We start from the raw sequence: 24,743 nt of genomic DNA, 5'->3' as shown, positions 1-24,743 counted from the left end.
TTTTTCTCCTTTTAGATTACGCCAGATCGACGCAGACATATTTGAGATCGGTAAAGGCTTCGAGCCCGTGGCGCGAGCCCTCGCGGCCAAGGCCGGATTGCTTCGTCCCGCCGAAGGGTATCGGCGCACCGGTGATCTTGACCCGGTTGATCGCCACCATGCCATAGTCGAGCGCGTTCGCCATACGGCGCTGCCGCGAACCGTTTTCGGTGACGACATAGGCGACAAGCCCGTATTCCGTGGCGTTGCCGCGGGAAATCACTTCGTCTTCCGTATCGAACGGCGTGACTGCGGCAACCGGCCCAAACGTTTCCTCGTGCATGATAAGAGCATCTTCCGGCACATCGGCCAGCAGCGTCGGCTGATAAAACAGCGGACCGGCCTCGGCGCGCCTGCCGCCAGCCATCAATTTCGCGCCTTTCGCAACGGCGTCTTCGACCTGTTCTTCGACCTTGCGCACGGCCCGCTCATGCATCAGCGGGCCGATGTCGGCGTCCGGGTTCAAACCATCGGCGACCTTCAGCGCCCCGATGCGCGTGGTGAAGGCGGCGCAGAATTTCTCGTAAAGCGGACGCTGCACATAGATGCGGTTGGCGGCAAGGCAATCCTGCCCCGAAGTCGCGAACTTGGCGTCGATGGCGATTGTCACCGCTTTGTCGAGATCGGCGTCGTCGAAAACGATCAGCGGTGCATGACCGCCCAGTTCCATGACCAGGCGCTTCATGGTCGCAGCACATTGCGCCGCGATCAGCCGGCCGATTTCGGTCGAACCGGTAAAGCTCATGGCCCGCATGCGGGCATCCGCACACATCGCCCCCACGATTGGCGCGGCCTTGCCGGTGACGACGTTGAACACACCCGCCGGCAGGCCTGCGCGCTCGCCAAGCTCGGCCAGCGCCAGTGCTGAAAGCGGCGTTTCGGAAGACGGATGCGCAACGATGGTGCAGCCGGCGGCTAGGGCGGCAGCGGCCTTGCGGGTCAGCATGGCGGCAGGAAAATTCCACGGCGTCACCACGCCGACGACGCCCAGCGGCTCACGGCGCACGCTCATTTCAGCATTCGGCAGATGGCTGGTGACGCCCTCGGCGTTGAGGCGCTTGGCTTCCTCGGCATACCACTCGATGAAGGAGGCCGCGTAGTCGATCTCGCCGAGCGATTCCTTCAGCGGCTTGCCCTGCTCCAGCGTCATCAAGAGCGCGAGGTCATCCTTGGCCGCAATGACCAGTTCAAACCATTTGCGCAGGATTTTCGAGCGTTCCTGCGTCAGCAAGGCGCGCCATGCCGGAAAGGCATTGGCGGCGGCATCGATGGCCAGCGTCGTTTGCGCGGCATCGAGCGAGGCGACGAAACCCACCGTCACGCCCGACGAGGGATCGGTCACTTCGAAACTGTTTGCGGCTTCGCTGGCGGTCCAGTGGCCGTCGACATAGGCAAGCTCGCGCAACAACCGGCGATCGGCAAGGCGGTCGAGCGCTTCGTGGCGATGCGTGCGGGCAAAATGCGCGTTGGCGGACATTGCGGGTCTCCATGATCCTGGCGCCCAGCATAACGGCCGCCACACGACAGAGAGGCTGTTCCCAAGCACGCAAAGAGAGAGACTCTCTTCGTTTTCCGCCCGCGGAAGGCAATTCCTCCGAAAGCGCCTATTGTGCGCCGATCAGTTCCGCCACCGGCAACACGGTCTCCTCCTTCACCGTCTTGGTGACGATGTAGGTGAAATAGCGGTCGATGCCGATCTCGCGTTCCAGCAGGCCGTCGACAAGCCGCTGATAGGCGTCGATGTCGCGCGCCATGACCTTCATGAGATAATCCACGCCGCCGCCGACCGACCAGCACGCCACGATTTCCGGCATCTCGCGGACGGCGCGCTCGAAGCGGTCGAAATCGGCCTGGCGGTGGCTGGCCAGCGTCACCTCCATCAAGACGATGGCGACCGGCGCGATGACGCGCATGGCGACCCTGGCGTGATAGCCGCTGACGATGCCTGCCTTTTCCAGTTTCGCCAGCCGCATCCAGCACGGCGTCGGCGACAGGCCGGCCGCTTCGGCGAGCGCCAGCTTGGTGATGCGGCCGTCGCGCTGGATGGCGTCCAGTATCTTCAAATCGATGGCGTCGAGCTTCAATGCGGTCATGGTTGTCCACTTGTTCGTGAAGACACCATTGCGGAGCATGATTTCAGTTGTCAATTGCACTGATTTCGATCTCTAATAAGTCATGACATTGTGGCACCCCGATCCAGCCCTTATCCGGCGTCCCGCATACCTCTCGCTGGCCGACCAGATCGCGCGTGCGATCCACGACGGCCGGCTGGTGAATGGCGAGCGCCTGCCGACGCACCGGCGACTGGCCGACGATTTGAAACTGTCCGTCCAGACCGTCAGCCGCGCCTATGAGGAACTGATCCGGCGCGGGCTGATTTCGGGCGAAATCGGCCGCGGCTCGTTCGTGCAGACGCAGCGCAGCGAGCCCGAGCCGCCCTATCTGCCGGAGCGGCCGGGCGAGGTCATCGACCTGTCGATCCTGAAGCCGGTCTGCGAGACGATGCACCTGGAGCGCTTGAGGGCGGCGCTGGCCTGGCTTGCGGAAACGCTGCCGGCAAGTTCAGCGCTGTCGTTCCGGCCGAACATGGTGTTCCCGCGCCATCGCGCCATCGCCGTCGAATGGCTGCGGCTGTGCGGGCTCGAGGTTTCGGCGCAGAATATCAGCGTCACCAATGGCGCAACGGCGGCGATGACCGTTGCACTGATGAGCGTCGCGCCGCCCGGCTCGACGGTCGCGACCGAGGCCATCGGCCACCACACGCTGGTGCCGCTGGCGCGCTATCTCGGCTTCAACCTCGAAGGCCTGCCCATCGACGACAATGGTATCCTGCCCGAGGCGCTCGACGACGCCTGCCGGCATTCCGACATCAGGGCGGTGTTCGTGCAGCCGTCGGTCATCAACCCGACCGCCACGCTGATGGGATCGGTGCGGCGGTCCGAACTGGCAGAAGTAGCGCGGCGGCACGACATCGCGATCATCGAAAACGACGTTCTGGGGCCGCTGGTCGAGGACCGCGCCCCGCCGCTGGCCTGGTTCGCACCCGAACGCACGCTCTACGTCACCTCGTTTACCAAGATCACGGTACCGGGCCTGCGCATCGGCTATCTCGCTGCGCCCGACCGCTATGTGGCGGCTGTCGCTAACCGGCATCTCGTCTCCAACTGGATGGCGACGCCGATGGTGGCCGAAATCGCCAGCAAATGGGTGAGCGACGGCACCGCCATGGAACTGGTGGCGTGGCAGCGGGTAGCGCTGCGTAACCGCCAGGAGATCGCCGCCGAAGTGCTGGGCGATGTCAGCTACCGCGCGCAGCGAGACGGAATGCACCTTTGGCTGGAACTTCCCGGCGACCGCTCCGAGGAAAGCTTCGTCGCGCAGGCGCGGCTTCAGGGCGTGGCGATCGCGCCCGGCCAATCGTTTCGCATCGCCGATGCGCCGTGGAAGCCGGCCGTGCGCATCTCGCTCGGCTCGACCACGGAGGGCGAACTGCGCGCCGGCCTCGGCGTCATCACCAAACTTCTGCTCGGCGATCCCGAGCATTTGCTGCTCGCGATTTGAGTATCGGCACGGCTTGGTGTGGCGAATCAGAAATATTGTCATGATTTTATTTTACCAATTGACATGATTTGAAGCGTTAAGCATCGTTAGGGACATCGGCATCTCCCACGGAGAAACGCATGCCCACGCCTATCATCAAGGTCGACGCCATCTCCAAGAGTTTTGGCGCCTTCAAGGTTCTGGACGGCCTGTCGATGCAGGTCATGCCCGGCGAGAAGCTGGCGCTGATCGGCCCCTCTGGCTCCGGCAAGACGACCATCCTGCGCATCCTGATGACGCTGGAGCGCATCGACGGCGGCCATATCCAGATCGACGGCGAGCAGCTTTACCACATGGAGCGCAACGGCCAGCTCCTGCCCGCCGACGAGCAGCATCTCACCAAGATGCGCCAGAAGATCGGCATGGTCTTTCAGCTCTTCAACCTGTTTCCGCACAAGAGCGTCATCGACAATGTGACGCTGGCGCCGATGCTGACCAAGGGCACGCCGCGCGCCGCCGCCGAGAAGCGGGCCATGGAACTGCTCGACATGGTCGGCATGGCCGACAAGGCCAAGAACATGCCGGCGCAGCTTTCGGGCGGCCAAAAGCAGCGCGTGGCGATCGCGCGCGCGCTGGCGCTGTCGCCCAAGATCATGCTGTTCGACGAGGTGACGTCCGCGCTCGACCCGGAACTGGTCAACGAGGTGTTGAACGTCATGCGCAAGCTCGCCGCCGAAACTGACATGACTATGCTGCTGGTCACCCATGAAATGGGCTTTGCGCATGATTTTGCCGACCGGGTGCTGTTTTTCGATCGCGGCAGGATCGTCGAGGAAGGCAAGCCCGATGAGATTTTCAGTCATCCGAAAGAGGAACGCACGCAAAGCTTCCTGAAAAAGATCATAGCGGCGGGCCATCGCGTCTGACCGCCATGCAGGGCGCGAGGAGAACGCCCTAATACGCTCAAAACAACACAAGAGGAGTTGGGAACGATGAAAAAGATTGGAATTTTGGCCGGCATGGCCGGTATTGCGCTTGGTGCGGTTCTCGCCACGTCGACGGCAAGTTCGGCCGACGACGCCAAGCTTGAGGCGCTGAAGGCGCAGGGCTTTGCACGCCTGGCTATCGCCAACGAGCCGCCCTACACGGCCGTCGCCGCCGACGGCAAGGTATCGGGCGCAGCCCCCGATGTCGCGCGCGAAGTGTTCAAGCGCCTTGGCGTCGCCGATGTCGTCGCCTCTATCTCCGAATATGGCGCGATGATCCCCGGCCTGCAGGCAGGGCGCTTCGATGTCGTCACCGCCGGCCTGTTCATGAAGCCGGAGCGTTGCGCTGCGGTTGCCTATTCCGAGCCGGTGCTGTGCGACGCCGAGGCGATGCTGGTCAAGAAGGGCAATCCGAAGGGCTTCAAGAGCTACGAGGACGTTGCCAAGGATGAGAGCGCGACCATCGGCGCACCGGGCGGCGGCACAGAGGAAAAGCTGGCGCTCAATGCCGGCGTTCCGCGCGAGCGCGTCATCGTCGTTCCGGACGGCCAGAGCGGCGTGAAGATGCTGCAGGACGGCCGCATCGATGCCTATTCGCTGCCGGTCCTGTCGATCAACGACCTGATGAAGAAGGCCAACGATCCCAACCTCGAAGTGATCGCGCCGGTACAGGGCGCGCCGGTCTATTGCGACGGCGCGGCCTTCAAGAAAGGCGACGAGGCATTGCGCGACGCCTTCGACGTGGAACTGGCCGCGATCAAGAAGTCGGGCGAATTCGCCAAGATCATCGAGCCTTATGGCTTCTCGGCGGCCGCCGCGATGTCGACGACGCGCGAAAAACTCTGCTCGGCGAAGTAAGCGCCGGATTGCCTTCTCCCCTTGTGGGAGAAGGTGTCACCGCAGGTGACGGATGAGGGGTATCGGCCAAGCGGGCGCCCTCATCCGGCTTCGCTTCGCATAATCGACGCTTTCGCCAACCGGAAAAACCCATGATCATCGACTGGTCCGGATATCTAGGCCTGATCCTGCACGGCGCTTTGGTGACCCTCGAGCTTACGCTGATGGGCTCGGCGCTGGCGGTTGTCATGGCGTTCCTTGGTGGAATGGGGCGGCTGTCGCGCTTCTTCGCCGTGCGGGCGCTGGCCACCGCCTATATCGAGTTCTTTCGCGGCACCTCCATCTTCGTGCAGTTGTTCTGGGCCTATTTCGTGCTGCCCGTCATCGGCGTGACCCTGACGCCGCTGCAAACCGGCGTCCTGGCGCTTGGCCTCAATGTCGGCGCCTATGCCGCCGAAGTGGTGCGCGGGGCTATCCAGTCCATCGGCCGGGAACAGCATGAGGCCTGCATCGCGCTCAATCTCAGCCGCTGGCAGGGCATGCGCCATGTCATCCTGCCGCAGGCGCTGCTGGTCATGCTGCCGACCTTCGGCAACAACGCCATCGAATTGTTGAAGGCAACCTCCGTCGTCTCGCTGATCTCGCTTTCCGACCTGACCTTCCAGGCCCAGGTCGTGCGCGCCCAGACCGGCAACACGCTGGTGCCTTTCACCACCATCCTGATCATCTACTTCGCCTTCGCGCTCGCCATCTCCTGGGCTATGCGCAAGCTGGAGCGCCACATGGCGCGCGGGCTCGACGGAGTACGTGTGTGATGGCCGCAAGCCCTAAAAGGACGGTCCTGTAATGGAGTGGGATTGGAACTTCGTCTGGCAGATCATGCCGACCCTGCTGGAAGGCGTGAAGATCACGATCCTGGCGACGCTGCTCGGCTCAGTGCTGGCGGCGGTCGTCGGCCTCGGCATCGCGCTGGCGCGGCGCTCGCCAAACCGGCTGCTCTCGCGCAGTGTCGGCTTCGCCGCCGAATTCATCCGCGGCACTCCGCTTCTGGTGCAACTCTACTTCATCTTCTACGTGCTGCCGGATTTCGGCATCCTTTTGCCGCCGATGGTGGCGGGCACCATCGGATTGGGCCTGCACTACGGCACCTATACGGCGGAAGTCTATCGCGCCGGCATCGACAATGTGCCGCGCGGCCAATGGGAGGCTGCCAAGGCCTGCAATCTGAGCGCCCGCCAGACCTGGACGCACATCATCATTCCGCAGGCCATCCCGCCGATGATCCCGGCGCTGGCCAATTATTTCATCGCCATGTTCAAGGAGACGCCGCTGCTTTCGGCCATCACGGTCCTGGAACTGATGAACCAGGCAAAGAGCGTCGCCAATACCTACTACCGCTATGTCGAGCCGATGACGCTGGTCGGCGTGTTCTTCCTCATCATCAGCCTTTTTTCCGTCCTTCTGCTGCGCTGGCTGGAGCGCCGTTACGGCAGGGTCGAGAACTGACATGAAGTCGCTGCCCGAAATCACCGTGCATTCCGCCCGTCCGCCGCTCGATCCGCGCCCGCTGGAAAAGCGTGTCGGCCTGATCATCCTCGCCACCGACCATACGTCCGAGCCGGACTATCAGCGCATGGTGGCAAGCAGGAGGATCGGCGTCTATGTGGCGCGCATCCCCTATGCCAACCCGACCACACCGGAAAATCTGCGCAAGATGCAGCCGGCGCTGACGGCGGGCGCGGCACTCATCCTGCCGGACGAGGCGCTCGACGCGGTCTGCTATTCCTGCACCTCGGCCTCCGTGGTCATTGGCGACGCCGAGATCGAGGCGGCCATCCACGCTGCCAAGCCGGGCGCTCCCGTCGTCACCCCGCCCATGGCCGGCGTGCGGGGCCTGCGCGCGCAGGGCGCGAAGAAAATCAGCATTCTGACGCCCTATACCGTGAAGACCACACAGCCGATGGTGGCTTATTTCGCCGCGCACGGGTTCGAGATCGCCAGCGTTACCTGCCTCGGCTTCGAGGACGATCGCGAAATGGCGCGGATTTCTCCGGCATCGCTGGTCGAACTGGCGCGCGAGGCGATGGATGACGGGGCAGATGCCCTGTTCGTTTCCTGCACGGCTTTGCGGTCGGCATTGGCCGTCGTCGCGATGGAAGAAGCCACCGGCCGGCCGGTCGTCACCTCGAACCAGGCGACCGCGTGGAACTGCCTGCGGCTGTGCGGCGACGACGTTTCGCGTTCGGAATTCGGGCGGCTCCACACGCTCGCTTTGCCGCGTGACTGACCATGGCGAGCGTTACCCTTCAAGACATTGAGGCCGCGCGCGAACGGATCGCCGGCAAGGTCGAGCGCACGCCGACGGTCCTGTCCGCGAGCCTTTCCGAGCAAATGGGCATACCGGTCCATCTCAAGCTGGAACACCGCCAGACCACCGGCGCGTTCAAGCTGCGCGGTGCATCCAACGCGGTCGCTTCGCTTTCGGCGGAAGAAAAAGCGCGCGGCGTGATCGCGGCCTCGACCGGCAATCACGGCCGCGCCCTCGCTTTTGCGGCAGCGCGCGAGAACATGCGGGCGGTGATCTGCATGTCGAAGCTGGTGCCGCAGAACAAGCTTGATGAAATCCGCCGCCTCGGGGCCGAAATCCGCATCGTCGGCAACAGCCAGGACGACGCGCAGCAGGAAGTCGACCGGCTGGTCGCGGCGGAAGGGCTGGTCATGGTGCCGCCCTTCGACCACCCGGCGGTGGTTGCCGGGCAAGGCACACTCGGGCTGGAGATCATGGAGCAGGTGCCGGATGCGGCGATCGTGCTGGTGCCCCTTTCCGGCGGCGGGCTGGCGGCAGGGGTCGCGGCAGCGGTCAAGGGCGTCAGCCCGGCCACCAGGGTCATCGGCATCTCGATGGAGCGGGGCGCTGCCATGAAAGCCAGCCTCGACGCTGGCCATCCGGTTCTGGTCGAGGAACTGCCGACGCTAGCCGATTCGCTCGGCGGCGGCATCGGCCTCGACAACCGGTTTTCGTTCTCGATGTGCCGGGACTTGCTCGACGACGTGGTCCTGCTTTCCGAACAGGAAATCGCCGCAGGCATCCGCCACGCCTATGCGCAGGAGCGCGAGATCGTCGAAGGTGCCGGCGCTGTCGGCATCGCCGCCATCCTTGCTGGCAAGGTAGAGGCGGGCGGCCCGGTCGTCGTCATTCTCTCCGGCCGCAACATCGACATGGGTCTGCACAGGCAGTTCGTGTGTGGCGAGGTGGAGCGAGCGGCATGACGACGATGGCCATCCTCACCGAAGCCGATTTGCGCAAAATCGTATCGCTCGACCTAGATACCGTCGCTTGCGTGGAAAACGCCTTTCTCGCGCTGGCCACACTGCCCGTCGCCATGCCGCCGATCCTGAGGCTCGATATTCCCGAGCATCGCGGCGAGGTCGATGTGAAGACCGCCTATGTGCCGGGCATCGATGGTTTTGCCATAAAGATCAGCCCCGGCTTTTTCGACAACCCGAAGCTCGGCTTGCCCTCGACCAACGGCATGATGGTGCTTCTGTCCGCCACGACCGGGCTGGTCGAGGCGCTGCTGCTCGACAATGGTTATCTGACCGATATCCGCACCGCCGCCGCCGGCGCGGTCGCGGCAAAACATCTGTCGCGACCGGATGCGTCCGTCGCCGCCATTTTCGGGGCCGGCGCGCAGGCGAGGCTGCAACTGGAGGCGCTGATGCTGGTGCGGCCTGTCGAGGAAGCCCGCATCTGGGCGCGCGACGCCGCCAAGGCCGAAGCCACAGCCGGCGAGTTGCGGGAAAAGCTGGGCATCCGCGTCCGCGCCGAAAGCGACCCGGCCAAGGCCATGGCGGGGGCCGATATCATCGTGACCACAACGCCTTCGACCGAGCCGCTGATCCATGCCGGCTTCGTTGTCGCCGGCCAGCACATAACCGCCATGGGCTCCGACGCCGAGCACAAGAACGAGATCGCGCCGGCGATCATCCGCATGGCCGACCTCTATGTCGCCGATAGCGCGAAACAGACACGCCGGCTGGGCGAACTGCACCATGCCATTGCCGCCGGCGTGATGACGGCGGATGCGGACGTGGCCGAACTTGGCCAGATCATAGCCGGCAAAATACATGGCCGGCGCTCTGCCAGCGACATCACCATCGCCGACCTGACCGGCACCGGCGTTCAGGACACGGCCATCGCCACGCTGGCGCGCGACCGGGCCAAAACGGCCGGCGCGGGCACGATTTTCGAAAGCTGATACCGGCCTGAAAAGGCCCAACAAACGAGGACACGAAGAAAATGCAGCCCAATCTGAAATTCTCCCGCGAGGAGTATGCGCAGCGTCTTGCCAAGACCCGGCAGGCCATGGAGGCAAAGGGCGTCGATGTCCTGATCTGCAGCGATCCGTCCAACATGGCGTGGCTGACCGGCTATGACGGCTGGTCGTTCTACGTGCATCAGGCGGTGATCGTGCCGCCTTCAGGCGAGCCGGTCTGGTATGGACGCGGCCAGGACGCCAACGGCGCCAAGCGCACCGCCTATATCGGGCATGACAACATCGTCGGCTACGCCGACCACTATGTGCAATCCACCGAACGCCACCCGATGGATTTTCTTTCCCAGGTGCTCAGCGAGCGCGGCTGGGGGTCGAAGCGGATCGGCGTCGAGATGGACAATTACTGGTTCTCGGCCGCCGCCTTTGCCTCGCTGCAGAAGAACCTTCCCAACGCACGCTTCGTCGATGCCACGGCGCTGGTCAACTGGCAGCGCGCGGTCAAAAGCCCGACCGAGATCGACTATATGCGCAAGGCGGCCCGCATCGTGGAAGCCATGCACGCCCGCATCGCCGACAAGATGGAAGTCGGCATGCGCAAATGCGATCTCGTCGCCGAGATCTACGATGCCGGCACGCGCGGCGTCGACGGTCCAGATGGCCGGTTTGGCGGCGACTATCCGGCCATTGTGCCGCTGCTGCCGTCCGGCGTCGACGCTTCCGCGCCGCATCTGACCTGGGACGACAAGCCGATGAAGTCGGGCGAAGGCACCTTCTTCGAGATCGCCGGCTGCTACAACCGCTACCATTGCCCGCTGTCGCGCACCGTCTTCCTCGGCAAGCCGACACAGGAATTCCTGGACGCCGAAAAGGCGACGCTGGAAGGCATGGAGGCGGGGCTCGCCGCAGCGAAGCCGGGCAACGCCTGCGAGGACATCGCCAATGCCTTCTTCGGCGTGCTGAAGAAGTACGGCATCATCAAGGATAACCGCACCGGCTATTCGATCGGGCTTTCCTACCCCCCGGATTGGGGCGAGCGCACCATGAGCCTGCGCCCCGGCGACAAGACCGAGTTGAAGCCCGGCATGACCTTCCACTTCATGACCGGCCTGTGGCTGGAGACGATGGGGCTGGAAATCACCGAATCGATCCTCATTACCGAAACCGGCGTCGAGTGCCTGGCCAATGTGCCGCGCAAGCTGGTGGTCAAGGATTGATCCGATGGTGAGACCCACGCCCATCACGCCCACCGTCGATTTCGACCACGACGGCGTCCAGCACGGCTTTTTGCGCCTGCCCTACAGCCGCGACGATTCCGCGTGGGGATCGGTGATGATCCCGATCTGCGTGATCCGCAACGGCAAAGGCCAGACGGCGCTGCTCACCGGGGGCAACCACGGCGACGAATATGAAGGGCCGCTGGCGCTTTACGATCTCGCGCGTACGCTCGACCCGAAGGACGTTGCCGGCACAATCATTATCGTGCCGGCGCTGAACTATCCCGCGTTCCGCGCCGGCACGCGCACCTCGCCCATCGACAAGGGCAACATGAACCGTGCTTTCCCCGGCGCTCCCGATGGCACGGTGACGGCCAAGATCGCGGATTATTTCCAGCGTGAACTGCTGCCGCGCGCCGACCTCGTGCTCGACTTCCACTCGGGCGGCAAGACGCTCGATTTCATGCCGTTCTGCGCCGCCCACATCCTGCCCGACAAGGCGCTGGAAGCAAAAGCCTTCGCGGCCGTCGAGGCGTTCTCCGCGCCTTACTCGGTCAAGATGCTCGAGATCGACGCCGTCGGCATGTACGATACGGCGGCAGAAGACATGGGCAAGGTTTTCGTCACAACGGAACTCGGCGGCGGCGGCACCTCGCGCGCCGAGACGGTACGCATTGCAAGGCAGGGCGTCGCCAATGTGCTGCGCCATTCGGGTATCGTAAATGGTGCGGTCGAGAAGCAACCGACGCGCTGGCTCGACATGCCGTCCGGCGACTGTTTTTCCTTCGCGGAAGAGGACGGCATGATCGAAACCATGGTCGATCTGGGCGAACCCGTCGAGGCGGACGCGGTGATCGCGCGCGTCCACTCGACCGGCCGCACCGGCACCGCGCCCCAGGATATCCGCGCGAAAATGACGGGCCTGCTTGCGGCGCGGCATTTCCCCGGTCTGGTCAAGGCCGGCGATTGCGTATCGGTGATCGCGGTTGGATAAACCCGGTCGCTCGCGGCAACGCGGCCGGGCAACAGGCCCGGTGGCACACGGGCGGCGCACGACAATGTGAGCCGAATTACCGCTTTGTAATTACCCTTCGCGGGCATGCTTCTCTATTTTTACAGGCATGGATCGAGCCCCGCCGGCGATGCTCCCAACATCGCGACGCGACGAGACTGGACGGTCCAAGACTCGAAGACGCAGCGCGACAAGCGCTGGTTTGTCATCCAAGGAGACGCGATCATGCGCTCTTTCAAAACGTCCTTCACGATAGTGGCCTTCACCGCATCCCTGCTGGCCGTGCCGTTCGCCGGGGCCTATGCTGGAGAGTCCAGCGATCCTTCCGGTGCGTTGGATGCCGCCACGCCGGCCGATTTCCAGGGCCCGCGTGCCGACAGCATCATGAACCAACTGCGAGGCATCGATCAGGGCATCGCCGATGCCACGCAGGCCAGGACGATCACGCCGGCCGAGGCGCATCGACTTGAGGTGCGTGACGCCAATATCACCAGGGTCGCGCAGCGGACGGCCGCCACCGATCATGGCCGGTTGCCTTCCGGGCAATATCACCAGCTCATGCGCAGGGTCGACCATCTGGACCAGCGGCTCCTGTCCGATACAGGCAGCGCGATGCTCATGGGCGACGGCTCGGACGGTGGCCACTATCCGAACGGCTGACGTCTTGAGCAGGAAGGACCGCCCTCGGGGAAACCCGCGGGCGGTTATTTCTTGATCCCTGAGGCGCTCGATCATCGAGACGCGCGTTCGCTGGTAGCGCCTGCGCAGTTGCAGTTGCGTCTCCCTTGGTGTTCTCTCCGGCCTTCGCCGGAATCGGGAATCATCAGGGGACAAGATGTCGTTTCAGAAACTTGACGATCTCGGGCACAAGCTCGAAGCGCTGGAGCACGCGCTGGCTGTTCTCGGTGCCGACGAGGCCACCCATATGGCCGTCGGCGGCGGCGAGAAGCGCGCCGAAGCGATGGCAGCACTTGCGGGAATGTACCATGCACAAGCCACCGCACCTCAAATCGCCGACTGGATCGATGCCGCCGGTCAGGAAGTGCTGAACGAAGACCAGGCGGCGGCGCTGTTTGAATTCAGACGGCAATACACCAACCTGACCTGCCTGCCCGTCGAATTCGTGGAACGCCAGACAGGCGCGCGCATGCGCTGCGAGCAGCTTTGGCGTGACATGCGCGCCAAGAACGACTGGGGCGGCTTCCTGCCCGCTCTGGAGGGCGTCCTGGCGCTGGTGCGCGAGGAAGCGGCGATGCGCGCCGATGTGCTCGGCCTTGATCCTTATGACGCGCTGATGGAGCAGTACGATCCCGGCAACCGCGCCGCCGACATCACGCCGGTCTTTGCCGAGCTGAAGGCATTCTTGAAGGATTTCGTTCCCGAGGCGCTGGCCGTGCAGGAAGAACGGACGCGCAAGCGCCCCGTAAAGCCACTGTCCGGCGTCTATCCGGTCGACCGGCAGCGGGAACTCGGCCTTGCCATGATGGCGGCGGTCGGCTTCGACCTCGCCCATGGCAGCCTGTCGATTTCGCATCACCCGTTCTGCGGCGGCGTGCCGAGCGACGTGCGCATCACCACGCGCTACCGGACGTCCGATTTCCTGTCGGCGCTGATGGGCGTGCTGCACGAAACCGGTCACGCGCTCTATGAGCAGAACCTGCCCAAGGCATGGGCGCACTGGCCGCTCGGCAAGGCGCGCGGCATGGCGGTACATGAAAGCCAGAGCCTGTTCGTGGAAAAGCAGATCGGCCGCAACCCCGCCTTCTGGCGCTGGGCGCTGCCGGTGGTGGAAAAACACCTCGGCGAAAACTGGTCGATGGAAGATATCCTGCCGCATGTGCATCATGTCGAGCGCGGTCTGATCCGCGTCGATGCCGACGAGGTCACCTACCCGCTGCATGTCATCCTGCGCTTTGAACTGGAGCAGGAGCTTGTTTCAGGAAGGCTGGAGGCGTCCGATCTTCCCGAGGCGTGGGATGCCAAGATGCGCACCTCACTCGGCCTGTCTACCATCGGCAACCCGGCTGACGGGCCGATGCAGGACGTGCACTGGGCCAGCGGCGCCTTCGGCTATTTCCCGTCCTATACGCTGGGCGCGATGATGGCGGCACAGCAATGGGCGGCGCTGAGCGGAGAGCATCCCGGCGTGGACGACGACCTGGCCAAGGGCGATTTTTCCGCGATCAACGAATGGCGTCGCGAAAAGATATGGTCACAGGGCTCGCGCTTGTCGACGCCGGACCTGCTCGAGCGCGCCACCGGTGAAAAGCTCAACGCCGCGCACTTCACCAGCCATTTGAAGAAGCGCTACGGAGCATGAAGCGCCGAGCGATAGAGCACCGGCTTGGAAGGCCGGTGTTCTATTCCGCCGCCGCGCCCTCGAAAGCGCGGGAACCTGTCTCGAACTGAAGCCGCGCCAGCCGCGCATAGATGCCGCCCTTGGCGACGAGGCTGCGGTGGGTGCCTTCCTCGACGATGCGGCCTTCGTCCATGACCAGGATGCGGTCGGCCTTCAGCACGGTCGCCAACCGGTGCGCGATGACGATGGTGGTGCGGCCCTGCATCAACCGCTCCAGTGCCGTCTGCACCAGCGTCTCGCTTTCGGCGTCGAGCGCCGAAGTCGCCTCGTCCAGAAGCAGGATCGGCGCGTCGCGCAGGATGGCGCGGGCGATCGCGATGCGCTGGCGCTGGCCGCCGGAAAGGGTCACGCCGCGTTCGCCGACCGGGCTGTCGTAGCCCTTTTCCAGCTTGAGGATGAATTCATCGGCAAGTGCATCCTTGGCCGCTGCCTCGATCTCGGCATCGGAAGCGCCCGGCCTGCCGAAGCGGATGTTGTCGCGGGCGCTGGCGGCGAAGACAGTGACGTCCTGCGGCACGATGGCGATCCGGTTGCGCACCGCCTTCGGGTCGGCATCGCGCACGTCGACGCCGTCGATCACGATGCGGCCCGTTTCGGGATCGTAGAAGCGCAGGATCAGCGAAAACACCGTGCTTTTGCCGGCACCCGATGCGCCGACGATAGCCACCGTCTCGCCGGGCTTCACGGAAAAGTTCAGGCCATGCACGGCGGTGCGGTCGGGGCGCGCCGGATAGGAGAAGGATACGCCCTCGAAGCTGACCGCGCCCTTGGCTGCGGCGGGCAGCATTTTCGGATGGGCGGGGGTTTCGATGCCGGGCACTTCGACCAGGATCTCGGTCAGCCGCTCGGCGGCACCGGCTGCCTGCGAAAGCTCGCCCCACACTTCCGACAAGGCGCCGAGCGCGCCGGCGGCGAACACCGAATAGAGCAGGAACTGGCCGAGGGTGCCCGGCGACAGCGTGCCAGCCAGCACGTCGCGAGACCCGAACCACAGGACCGCGACCACCGAAGCGAAAATGGTGAAAATGGCAAAGAAGGTCAGGAACGAGCGGGCAAAGATCGAGGCGCGCGCCGCCTGGAACGCCGTTTCGACCGCTTGCGAAAAATGGCTGGTGACAAGCTTCTCGTTGGTGAAGGCCTGCAGCGTGCGCACCGCGCCGATCTGCTCGCTGGCATAGGCGTTGGCTTGCGCCAGCGTATCCTGCGCCTGCCGCGACTTGCGCCGCACCGAACGCCCGAAGGCCACCAGCGGCAACACGATGATCGGGATGGCGGCAATGACGAGCCCGGAGAGTTTCGGGCTGGTCACCACCATCATGCCCAGCGCGCCGAAGCCCAGGATGACGTTGCGCAACGCCACCGATGCGGTGGCCCCGACCGCCGACTTGACCTGCGTGGTATCGGCGGCCAGCCGCGAGATGATCTCGCCGGTCTGCGCGGTGTCGAAGAAGGATGGGGAAAGCGTCGTCAGGTGCGAAAAGACCGAGCCGCGAATGTCGGCGACGACGCGCTCGCCCAGCGTGATGACGAAATAATAGCGCCCCGCCGAGGCCAGCGCCAGAACGGCCGCCATCGCCATCAGCATCAGGAAATAATTCGAGATCAAGGTCGAATCGGAGGTGGAAAAGCCGTGATCGATCATGCGCCGGACGGCCAGCGGCAGCGCCAGCGTGGTAACCGCCGCCATGGTCAGCGAAACCAGCGCACCGGCGACCAGGAAGCGGTAGCGTCCGATGAACGGGAAGAGGCGTCGGAGCGGCTTGAGCGAGCGTCTGCGCTCGTCTGCGCTGGTGGTTTGCGCCATTGGCTGGTTCCCTGCGCCTGGTTCTTCGCCGCATGCCTGAAATGGCAGGCTGTGGCCTTGTGGATCAGTTGCGACTGCTGTATAGGCTCCTCGACCGTTTTAGAAGCCGTAGCCCTTCAATAAGCTGCGGCTTCGCATTTTAGAAAGAGGCGCTTCGACGCAGGCCATAGGGCCGCTGCCGCGCCTTAAAGCCAGGATTAGACCGATGAAAGACAAGATCCATCCCGACTACCACGCCATCAAGATCGTCATGACCGATGGCACCGAGTACATGACCCGTTCGACCTGGGGCAAGGAAGGCGATACGATGAACCTCGATATCGATCCGACCACGCACCCGGCCTGGACCGGCGGCCAGCAGACGCTGCTCGACCGCGGCGGCCGCCTGTCGAAGTTCAAGAAGCGTTTCGAAGGTTTTGGGCTCTAAGCCGCGCCGCCTTTTCAGGATTTGAAAAACCCGCCCACGTGGCGGGTTTTTTGTTGCCGGTCGGGCGGCGCTTTCAGGCATAAAAAAAGCCGGGCGAACCCGGCTTTTGATCGTCATGAAATGTCGAAAAATCACGCCGGCAGAATGGCGCTCTCCAGCGTCGTAAGCTGGTGGAGATACTGCTCTGCCTTGGCCCGGCTGGCGTCGTCCTTGGCGTCGGCGGCGTCTTCGCGCGCTTCCTGGATGCGGCGAGCAACATCGGTGCGGTCGATGTCGTTTACCGCGACCGCCGATTCGGCCAAAAGCGTGCAGCCGGACGGCAGGATGTCGGCGAAACCGCCAAACACAACGTAGCGTTCTTCCTGGCCGCTGGCATCCTTCACCGTGACCACGCCCGGCTGGATGGTCGTCATGACCGGGGCATGATGCGCCATGACGGTCATCTCGCCCTCGGCGCCAGGAATGACGACGGACTCGACCTGCTCGGAAACAAGCAGCCGTTCCGGCGAAACCAGTTCGAATTTGAAAGCTTCGGCCATGGCAAATTTAGCGAGTAGGGAATGGCGAATAGCGAATAGTTGAAAGAGACAACCTCACTACGCCGACCAATTTCCCTATTCGCTACTCCCTATTCACTAATCGCTTGATTACGCCGCTTCAGCAGCCAGACGCTGTGCCTTCTCGACCGCTTCCTCGATGGTGCCGACCATGTAGAAGGCGGCTTCGGGGAGGTGATCGTATTCGCCGTTGCAGAGGCCCTTGAAGCCCTTGATGGTATCGGCGAGGTCGACGAGCTTGCCCGGCGCGCCAGTGAACACTTCGGCTACGAAGAACGGCTGCGACAGGAAGCGCTCGATCTTTCGCGCACGCGCCACGGTGATCTTGTCCTCTTCCGACAACTCATCCATGCCGAGAATGGCGATGATGTCCTGCAGCGACTTGTAGCGCTGCAAGGTCGACTGCACCTGACGGGCCACCTGGTAGTGTTCGTCGCCGACGACCAGCGGGTCGAGCATGCGCGAGGTGGAGTCCAGCGGATCGACGGCCGGGTAGATGCCCTTTTCCGCGATGGAGCGGTTGAGCGTCGTCGTCGCGTCCAAGTGAGCAAACGAGGTCGCCGGCGCCGGGTCGGTCAAGTCGTCGGCGGGCACGTAAATGGCCTGCACGGACGTGATCGAACCCTTGTGCGTCGTCGTGATGCGCTCCTGCAACTGGCCCATGTCGGTGGCCAGCGTCGGCTGGTAGCCCACGGCCGAAGGAATACGGCCAAGCAGCGCGGACACTTCCGAACCTGCCTGCGTGAAGCGGAAGATGTTGTCCACGAAGAACAGAACGTCCTGGCCCTGGTCGCGGAAATACTCGGCAACGGTCAGGCCGGTGAGGCCGACGCGCGCACGGGCACCCGGAGGCTCGTTCATCTGGCCATAGACAAGAGCTGCCTTGGAGCCTTCGCCGCCGCCCTTCTTGTTGACGCCGGATTCGATGAACTCATGGTAAAGGTCGTTGCCCTCGCGGGTACGCTCGCCGACGCCGGCGAACACCGAGTAGCCGCCATGCGCCTTGGCGATGTTGTTGATCAGTTCCTGGATCAGCACGGTCTTGCCGACGCCGGCACCGCCGAACAGGCCGATCTTGCCGCCCTTGGCGTAAGGTGCCAGCAGATCGAGAACCTTGATGCCGGTGATGAGGATCTGCGCTTCCGTCGACTGGTCGATATATTCAGGAGCCGGCTGATGGATCGAACGCATTTCAGTCGAGTCGACCGGGCCTGCCTCGTCGACCGGCTCGCCGATGACGTTGATGATGCGGCCGAGCATGCCCGGACCGACCGGCACCGTAATCGGCGCGCCCGTGTCATAGACCGCCTGGCCGCGAACCAGACCTTCGGTCGTGTCCATGGCGATGCAGCGCACGGTGTTTTCGCCGAGATGCTGCGCGACTTCGAGAACGAGGCGATTGCCGACATTCTCTGTCTCGATCGCATTCAGGATCGCCGGCAGATTGCCTTCGTCGAACTGCACGTCGACAACGGCGCCAATCACCTGGCGAACCTTGCCGAGAGCCCCGGTCTTCTTGACCGCGGGTGTCGCGCTCTTGCTCGCGGCTGCCTTTGCCGGTGCAGCCTTGGCCGCTGCTGCCTTGGCAGGTGCCGCCGCCTTCTTTGCCGGTGCCGCGGCTGCCGCCTTCGCGGGTGCCTTTTGCGGGGTCGCTGCTTTCGCCATCGTGTTTACCCTTTTCGTCCGTGTTCTTGTCTCGCACAATCTTCGTGAAGGCTTCTGGCCTTCGGGATCGTGCCTAGAGCGCCTCGGCGCCCGAAATGATTTCGATCAGTTCCTTGGTGATCTGCGCCTGCCGCTGGCGGTTGTAGGTGATCGACAGCTTGTTGATCATGTCGCCGGCGTTTCGTGTCGCATTATCCATGGCGCTCATCTTGGCGCCCATCTCACCCGCCGCGTTTTCAAGCAACGCGTGGAAGACCTGCACCGAAATGTTGCGCGGAATGAGGTCGGAGAGAATTTCGCCCGGCTCCGGCTCATATTCGTAAACCGCGCCGCCATTGGCTTCCTCGCCGCCGTCGTTGGCGGCAACGGCCGCCGGGATAATCTGCTGAGCGGTCGGAACTTGGCTGATCACCGACTTGAACTGCGAATAAAACAGCGTGCAGACGTCGAAGCCGCCTTCGTTGAAAAGGCCGATGACCTTTTTGGCGATGGCGTCGGCATTAACGAAACCAAGCGTCTTGACCTCACGCAGATCGACGCGGTCGATGATGAGCGAGGCGTAGTCGCGGCGCAGGATGTCGAAACCCTTCTTGCCGACGCAGATGATCTTCACCGTCTTGCCGTCGGCGATAAGCTTGCGGGCATGTTCGCGGGCAAGCCGCGAAATCTGCGAGTTGAAACCGCCGCACAGGCCGCGCTCGGCGGTGCACACGACGAGCAGGTGCGTGTCGTCCCGGCCGGTTCCCGTCATCAAGGCAGGCGCGTCGCCACCGCCGCCAACCGCCTGGGCGATGTTGGCCAGAACGGCCCCCATGCGCTGCGAATAGGGACGTGCCGCTTCCGCGGCCTCCTGGGCGCGACGCAGTTTCGCCGCGGCGACCATTTGCATCGCCTTGGTGATCTTCTGCGTCGCCTTGACGGAGGCAATACGGTTACGAAGGTCTTTCAGTGACGCCATGCTTCAACTCTAATCCTACGTGCGATCAGGCAAAAGTCTTGGCGAAGCTATCGATCTCCGCCTTGAGTTTTCCACGCAAATCGTCCGACAGCGCCTTTTCCTTGCGGATCTGGTCGAGGATTTCCTTGCCGGCTGCACGCATGTGCGACAGCAGGCCCTGTTCGAACCGGCCGACATCGTTGACCGCCAGCTTGTCGAGATAGCCGTTGACGCCGGCAAAGATCACCGCGACCTGCTCCTCGACCTTGAGCGGCGAGAACTGCGGCTGCTTCAAAAGCTCGGTCAAACGTGCGCCACGATTGAGCAGGCGCTGCGTCGACGCGTCCAGGTCGGAACCGAACTGCGCGAACGCCGCCATTTCGCGGTACTGCGCAAGCTCGCCCTTGATGGAGCCGGCAACCTGCTTCATCGCCTTGATCTGGGCGGCCGAGCCAACGCGCGACACCGAGAGACCGACGTTCACCGCCGGACGGATGCCCTGGAAGAACAGGTTGGTCTCGAGGAAGATCTGGCCGTCGGTGATCGAGATCACGTTGGTCGGAATATAGGCCGACACGTCGTTGGCCTGCGTCTCGATGATCGGCAGAGCGGTCAGCGAGCCGCCGCCATGGTCTTCATTGAGCTTGGCCGCACGCTCGAGCAGGCGCGAGTGCAGGTAGAAAACGTCGCCCGGATAGGCTTCGCGGCCCGGCGGGCGGCGCAGGAGAAGCGACATCTGGCGATAAGCGACGGCCTGCTTCGACAGATCGTCATAGGAGATCAGCGCATGCATGCCGTTGTCGCGGAAATATTCGCCCATGGTGCAGGCGGTGAACGGCGCCAGGAACTGCATCGGCGCCGGATCGGAAGCGGTCGCAGCAACGATGATCGAGTAATCGAGCGCGCCGCGCTCTTCCAGAACTTTCACGAACTGCGCGACGGTCGAGCGCTTTTGCCCGATCGCGACGTAGACGCAGTACAGCTTTTCCTGCTCGGGACCGTTGTCGTGAACCGACTTCTGGTTGAGCATGGTGTCGAGAATGATGGCGGTCTTGCCGGTCTGACGGTCACCGATGACCAACTCGCGCTGGCCGCGACCAACCGGGATCAGGGCGTCGATGGCCTTCATGCCGGTCGACATCGGCTCGTTGACGGACTTGCGCGGAATGATGCCGGGCGCCTTGACGTCCACGCGCTTGCGTTCGGTGTACTTGATCGGACCCTTGCCGTCGATCGGGTTGCCGAGCGCGTCGACGACGCGGCCGAGCAGGCCCATGCCGACGGGGGCGTCAACGATTGCACCGGTCCGCTTGACGACGTCGCCTTCCTTGATGTCGCGGTCGGCGCCGAAGATAACCACGCCGACATTGTCGGCTTCGAGGTTGAGCGCCATGCCACGGATGCCGCCTGGGAACTCGACCATCTCGCCGGCCTGGACGTTGTCGAGGCCGTAGACACGGGCAATGCCGTCGCCGACGGACAGAACCTGGCCGACTTCGGAGACCTCAGCCTCCTTGCCGAAATTCTTGATCTGGTCTTTCAGAATTGCGGAAATTTCCGCAGCGCGGATGTCCATCAGCCGACCTCTTTCAGTGCAAGCTTAAGCGAATTGAGTTTGGTTTTTAGCGAAGTGTCAATCTGGCGCGAGCCCATCTTGACCACCAGTCCGCCGAGCAGCGACGGATCGACGGTGACGGTAATGGCCACATCCTTGCCGGCAACGCTTTTCAGCGCGGCCTTCAGTTCGGTCTGCTGAGCCGGCGTCAGCGCGTGCGCCGAGGTGACGTCGGCAGACGTCTCGCCACGGTGTTCGGCGGCGATCTTGCGGAAGGCGCGGATCATGCCCGGCACCGCGAACAGGCGGCGATTGGCAGCAACGACGCGCAGGAAATTGCCCGCAAGCCCCTTGATCCCGGCCTTGTCGGCGACGGCCGCAATGGCCTTGGCCTGGTCTTCGCTGGAGAAGACCGGGCTTTTGATCAGGCGTTCGAGATCAGCGCTGCCGGCGAGCATCTTTTCGAAGCTGTTAAGGTCGGCCTCGACCTTGGCGACCGACTTCGCCTGGAGGGCGAGGTCGAACAGCGAGCCGGAATAGCGCTCTGCAACAGCCGAGATTGGCGATGACGATTGGGCCACGGACCGTCTTTTCTCTCAATTGACAGGCCACAGATTGTTGGCGCGAGCAAAAACTCTGGCTAAATCTTTGACCTTACTACGTTTTCTCAAGCCAAGGGGCACGGCTTCCGCATCCCCAAGCCGAAAGTCGATTGCCGTCTAGCACAGGCCTTTTAAGACCGCAATGCGTTGTCCGGATCGGTTTGGCGGCACTATTGTCGCATCCGGTGCCAGAACTCAACCGCTCGCCCCGAATTCAGGGCACAAAGCCGAAAGCGAAAGCCAGCGGCAGGGCGGCCAGCACCAGTTCGACCGCCGCGAAAACCCAGTTATAGGGCGTGTTGGCCCTGTCGGACATCATCGACAGCAGGCGGCCGAAGGCTGTGAACAACCAGGAAAAGCCGAGCGCCATGTAGAGCAGCGGCTGCGCAAGCAGGATGCAGCACAGGCCGACGCCGAGATAGAAACCCGACATGCGCCCGCGCGCTTCCGCGATCGCCGCCGGCTTTTCCGGTCTGGCCTGCAACCGCAGGACACGAAAAGACAGGCCGGGCGCCAGAAACAGCCCCAGACCCAGCAGTACGGTGAACAGAGCGCTCGACCATGCCAGCCACTCGCCTTCGCTCATCGGCCACGGAAACGAATATTCCATTTTTTCCCCTTTTCGATGCGCGACGGCAACGCGCGCATCTTATCCGTACGTCAGCGCGTTTCCAGCGCCGTGCAAACACAATTTTGCCTGGTCGTGCCGCGTCACAAAAAGCTCTGCGGATCGATGTCCACCTGGACGCGCACCGAGCCGCGCACTTTCGGACCGGCCGCCAGCATCGCCGTGACGAAGCCCTGCATGTCGGCCCGTTTTTCCCCCTGGATCAATAGGCGAAAACGATACCGCCCACCAAGCAGGGACAGCGGCGCTTCGGCCGGGCCGAGAACGAAGATGTCACCCGCTTGTGGTGCTGCCTGGCGCAGCCCCCGCGCATGGCCTTCGGCCTCGGCGCGGGACGCGGCACTGACGATGATGCCGGCCAGCCGGCCGAACGGCGGCAGCACGGCGCGCTCGCGCTCCGCCACCTCGCGCTCGTAGAAAGCGTCGGCATTGCCCGAGACGATCGCCCGCATCACCGGGTGCTCCGGTTGGTAGGTTTGTAAGAGGCCGAGGCTCTTCTTGCCGGTGCGCCCGGCCCGGCCCGTTACCTGGCTGAGCAACTGAAAAGTACGTTCGGCGGCGCGCGGGTCGCCATTGGCGAGGCCCAGATCCGCATCGACGACGCCGACCAGCGTCATGTTCGGAAAATTATGGCCCTTGGCGACAAGCTGCGTGCCGATGACGATATCGGCCTCGCCCTTGGCGATGGCTTCCAGTTCCAGCCGCAGGCGGCGCACGCCGCCCAGCATGTCGGAGGATAAGACGATGGTGCGGGCATCGGGGAAGTGAGAGACGACCTCTTCGGCGATACGTTCGACGCCCGGCCCGCAGGCGACGAGGTGGTCGAAGGTGCCGCATTCGGGGCAAGCATCGGGCCGCCGCTCGTTATGGCCGCAATGGTGGCAGACAAGCTGGCCACGAAAGCGATGCTCGACCAGCCAGGCCGAACAGACAGGGCAGCCGAAGCGGTGGCCGCAAACCCGGCACAGCGTCAGCGGCGCGTAGCCGCGCCGGTTGAGGAACAGCAGCGATTGTTCTTCCCGCTCCAGCGTTTGCCGCATGGCCGCGATGAGGATAGGAGATAAAAATCCGCCGCGCGCCGGCGGGGCCCGGCGCATGTCAACGGCCTGGAGTTGCGGCAAAGCGGCTTCCGCAAAACGCCCCGACAGCACGGCGCGCTCATAGCGCCCCTGCGCGGCGTTGACACGGCTTTCGACCGAGGGCGTGGCCGAGGCGAGCACGACGGGAAAGCCGCCGATATGGGCGCGCACCACCGCCATGTCGCGCGCATTGTAGAAAACGCGGTCTTCCTGCTTGTAGGCAGGGTCGTGTTCTTCATCCACGACGATCAGGCCAAGGTCCTTGAAAGGCAAGAACAGCGCCGACCGTGCCCCGGCAACGACTTTCAGCGTGCCTTCGGCCAGTTGCCGCCAGACCTTTTCGCGCATGCGCGGCGCAAGGTCCGAGTGCCATTCGCCGGGCTTTGCCCCGAAACGATCCTGAAACCGTTCAAGGAAAGCATGCGTGAGCGCGATTTCCGGCAAAAGGATCAACACCTGCTTGCCCCGGGCGAGCGCGGCCGCCACCGCTTCGAAATAGACTTCCGTCTTGCCGGAGCCGGTAACGCCGTCGAGCAGCGTGACGCCGAACGCTCCCCGCTCGACGCCCGCGCGCAGCATGTCGGCGGCGGCCTGCTGGTCCGGCATCAGGTCCGGCGCGGCATAGGTCGGGTCCGGCGGCACGACGACCGGGCGCGGCGGGATCATCACCGTCTCAAACACGCCCTGCGCCTTCAGCCCGTCGATCACCGTCGAGGAAACGCCAGCGGCGTGCGCCAGGCCCGAGCGCGTCCAGGCAAGCCCGCCCTCGGCCGTCTCCAGCGCCCGCGCACGCGCCGCCGTCATCCGGTCAGGCTCGCTCAGCGTGCGTTGCAGGCCTTCGGTCCAGGGTTCGGGATCGAAGGCCTCCGGCGCGCGCAACAGCATGCGCGCCACCATGCCGGGCGGCGACAGCGTATAGTGGGCGACCCAGTCGACGAAGCGGCGCATCGGCTCGGTGATCGGCGGGCAGTCGAAGACTTGCTCAATGGGGCGAAGCTTTTTCGCGTCGATGTTTTCGACCACGCCGTCCCAGACAATGCCGGCAACCTGGCGCGACCCGAGCGGCACGCGCACGATCGAGCCCGGCACCACGCGCATCCCGTTTGGAACCGCATAGGTGTAGGGACGCTGCGCCGGCATGGGAACCAACACCGGCACGGCGGCATCAAAGGGCGAATCTCTATTCATCGGACGTGACCTTGCCCCGTCTTTGGTCTAGAGCAAA

General features: G+C 63.8%; 23 protein-coding genes. 13 read left to right on the top strand and 10 right to left on the bottom strand.

Going from position 1 to position 24,743, the window contains the following annotated elements:
• Positions 1-16: 16 nt before the first annotated feature.
• Positions 17-1,516 (bottom strand): NAD-dependent succinate-semialdehyde dehydrogenase, encoded by a 1,500-nt coding sequence (locus tag ACX3P1_RS09630; protein WP_459079348.1) that lies wholly within the window; start codon positions 1,514-1,516, stop codon positions 17-19.
• A 127-nt stretch (positions 1,517-1,643) separates the two neighbouring features.
• Positions 1,644-2,132, bottom strand: a complete 489-nt coding sequence (locus ACX3P1_RS09625) for an Lrp/AsnC family transcriptional regulator (RefSeq protein ID WP_459079347.1) — start codon at positions 2,130-2,132, stop codon at positions 1,644-1,646.
• An 82-nt stretch (positions 2,133-2,214) separates the two neighbouring features.
• Between ACX3P1_RS09625 and ehuR the strand changes: the two genes are divergently transcribed.
• From ehuR to ACX3P1_RS09565, 12 genes are all read left to right on the top strand, one after another.
• Positions 2,215-3,600, top strand: coding sequence for a MocR-like ectoine utilization transcription factor EhuR (gene ehuR / locus ACX3P1_RS09620; RefSeq protein WP_459079346.1), 1,386 nt, complete (start codon positions 2,215-2,217; stop codon positions 3,598-3,600).
• A gap of 119 nt (positions 3,601-3,719) precedes the next feature.
• The gene (gene ehuA, locus ACX3P1_RS09615) at positions 3,720-4,505 is read left to right on the top strand and encodes an ectoine/hydroxyectoine ABC transporter ATP-binding protein EhuA (protein ID WP_459079345.1); all 786 of its coding nucleotides are present in this window, start codon (positions 3,720-3,722) and stop codon (positions 4,503-4,505) included.
• Between the two features lie 93 nt (positions 4,506-4,598).
• Complete coding sequence (gene ehuB, locus ACX3P1_RS09610; RefSeq protein ID WP_459079452.1) at positions 4,599-5,423, top strand: ectoine/hydroxyectoine ABC transporter substrate-binding protein EhuB; 825 nt, start codon at positions 4,599-4,601, stop codon at positions 5,421-5,423.
• Between the two features lie 134 nt (positions 5,424-5,557).
• Positions 5,558-6,217, top strand: coding sequence for an ectoine/hydroxyectoine ABC transporter permease subunit EhuC (gene ehuC / locus ACX3P1_RS09605; protein ID WP_459079451.1), 660 nt, complete (start codon positions 5,558-5,560; stop codon positions 6,215-6,217).
• 31 nt (positions 6,218-6,248) lie between these two features.
• A complete protein-coding gene (ehuD, locus tag ACX3P1_RS09600) occupies positions 6,249-6,908 on the top strand; it encodes an ectoine/hydroxyectoine ABC transporter permease subunit EhuD (protein ID WP_459079344.1) in 660 nt (219 codons plus the stop codon).
• 1 nt (position 6,909) lies between these two features.
• The gene (gene eutA / locus ACX3P1_RS09595; RefSeq protein WP_459079343.1) at positions 6,910-7,689 is read left to right on the top strand and encodes an ectoine utilization protein EutA; all 780 of its coding nucleotides are present in this window, start codon (positions 6,910-6,912) and stop codon (positions 7,687-7,689) included.
• A 2-nt stretch (positions 7,690-7,691) separates the two neighbouring features.
• Positions 7,692-8,672, top strand: coding sequence for a hydroxyectoine utilization dehydratase EutB (gene eutB, locus ACX3P1_RS09590; RefSeq protein ID WP_459079342.1), 981 nt, complete (start codon positions 7,692-7,694; stop codon positions 8,670-8,672).
• Entirely contained in the window at positions 8,669-9,661 is a 993-nt protein-coding gene (eutC, locus tag ACX3P1_RS09585) for an ectoine utilization protein EutC (RefSeq protein ID WP_459079341.1), read from the top strand. The genes eutB and eutC overlap by 4 nt, the downstream gene beginning before the upstream one ends.
• Before the next feature lie 41 nt (positions 9,662-9,702).
• On the top strand, positions 9,703-10,893 hold the full coding sequence (gene doeA / locus ACX3P1_RS09580) for an ectoine hydrolase DoeA (protein ID WP_459079340.1): 1,191 nt from the start codon (positions 9,703-9,705) through the stop codon (positions 10,891-10,893).
• Between the two features lie 4 nt (positions 10,894-10,897).
• A complete protein-coding gene (gene doeB, locus ACX3P1_RS09575; protein WP_459079339.1) occupies positions 10,898-11,887 on the top strand; it encodes a N(2)-acetyl-L-2,4-diaminobutanoate deacetylase DoeB in 990 nt (329 codons plus the stop codon).
• Positions 11,888-12,130: 243 nt separating this feature from the next.
• Entirely contained in the window at positions 12,131-12,565 is a 435-nt protein-coding gene (locus tag ACX3P1_RS09570; protein WP_459079338.1) for a hypothetical protein, read from the top strand.
• A gap of 175 nt (positions 12,566-12,740) precedes the next feature.
• Positions 12,741-14,225 (top strand): carboxypeptidase M32, encoded by a 1,485-nt coding sequence (locus tag ACX3P1_RS09565; RefSeq protein WP_459079337.1) that lies wholly within the window; start codon positions 12,741-12,743, stop codon positions 14,223-14,225.
• A gap of 40 nt (positions 14,226-14,265) precedes the next feature.
• On the opposite strand, the gene ACX3P1_RS09560 is transcribed toward ACX3P1_RS09565, so the two are convergent.
• Complete coding sequence (locus ACX3P1_RS09560; protein WP_459079336.1) at positions 14,266-16,068, bottom strand: ABC transporter transmembrane domain-containing protein; 1,803 nt, start codon at positions 16,066-16,068, stop codon at positions 14,266-14,268.
• A gap of 205 nt (positions 16,069-16,273) precedes the next feature.
• On the opposite strand from ACX3P1_RS09560, the gene rpmE reads away from it, so the two are divergent.
• Positions 16,274-16,495 (top strand): 50S ribosomal protein L31, encoded by a 222-nt coding sequence (gene rpmE / locus ACX3P1_RS09555; protein WP_459079335.1) that lies wholly within the window; start codon positions 16,274-16,276, stop codon positions 16,493-16,495.
• 131 nt (positions 16,496-16,626) lie between these two features.
• Here rpmE and ACX3P1_RS09550 read toward each other — a convergent pair whose 3' ends face one another.
• The 7 genes from ACX3P1_RS09550 to ACX3P1_RS09520 all read right to left on the bottom strand — a co-directional run bounded on the left by ACX3P1_RS09550 (position 16,627) and on the right by ACX3P1_RS09520 (position 24,706).
• Complete coding sequence (locus tag ACX3P1_RS09550; protein ID WP_459079334.1) at positions 16,627-17,034, bottom strand: F0F1 ATP synthase subunit epsilon; 408 nt, start codon at positions 17,032-17,034, stop codon at positions 16,627-16,629.
• Between the two features lie 108 nt (positions 17,035-17,142).
• Positions 17,143-18,717: a F0F1 ATP synthase subunit beta gene (gene atpD / locus ACX3P1_RS09545; RefSeq protein ID WP_459079333.1), complete on the bottom strand. Its 1,575-nt coding sequence runs from the start codon at positions 18,715-18,717 to the stop codon at positions 17,143-17,145.
• Positions 18,718-18,790: 73 nt separating this feature from the next.
• Positions 18,791-19,675 carry a F0F1 ATP synthase subunit gamma gene (locus ACX3P1_RS09540; protein WP_459079332.1) on the bottom strand — a complete coding sequence of 295 codons (885 nt, stop codon included), beginning with the start codon at positions 19,673-19,675 and terminating at the stop codon, positions 18,791-18,793.
• A gap of 25 nt (positions 19,676-19,700) precedes the next feature.
• A complete protein-coding gene (gene atpA / locus ACX3P1_RS09535) occupies positions 19,701-21,230 on the bottom strand; it encodes a F0F1 ATP synthase subunit alpha (RefSeq protein ID WP_459079331.1) in 1,530 nt (509 codons plus the stop codon).
• Positions 21,230-21,790, bottom strand: coding sequence for a F0F1 ATP synthase subunit delta (locus ACX3P1_RS09530; RefSeq protein ID WP_459079330.1), 561 nt, complete (start codon positions 21,788-21,790; stop codon positions 21,230-21,232). The genes atpA and ACX3P1_RS09530 overlap by 1 nt, the downstream gene beginning before the upstream one ends.
• A 235-nt stretch (positions 21,791-22,025) precedes the next feature.
• Entirely contained in the window at positions 22,026-22,421 is a 396-nt protein-coding gene (locus ACX3P1_RS09525) for an AGROH133_08824 family phage infection protein (protein WP_459079329.1), read from the bottom strand.
• A 101-nt stretch (positions 22,422-22,522) separates the two neighbouring features.
• Positions 22,523-24,706, bottom strand: a complete 2,184-nt coding sequence (locus ACX3P1_RS09520; protein ID WP_459079328.1) for a primosomal protein N' — start codon at positions 24,704-24,706, stop codon at positions 22,523-22,525.
• Positions 24,707-24,743: the final 37 nt, after the last annotated feature.

Source organism: Mesorhizobium sp. A623 (genome assembly GCF_054489405.1).
Note: the sequence above shows the minus strand (reverse complement) of the source record. Positions and strands in the feature narration are given on the sequence as shown.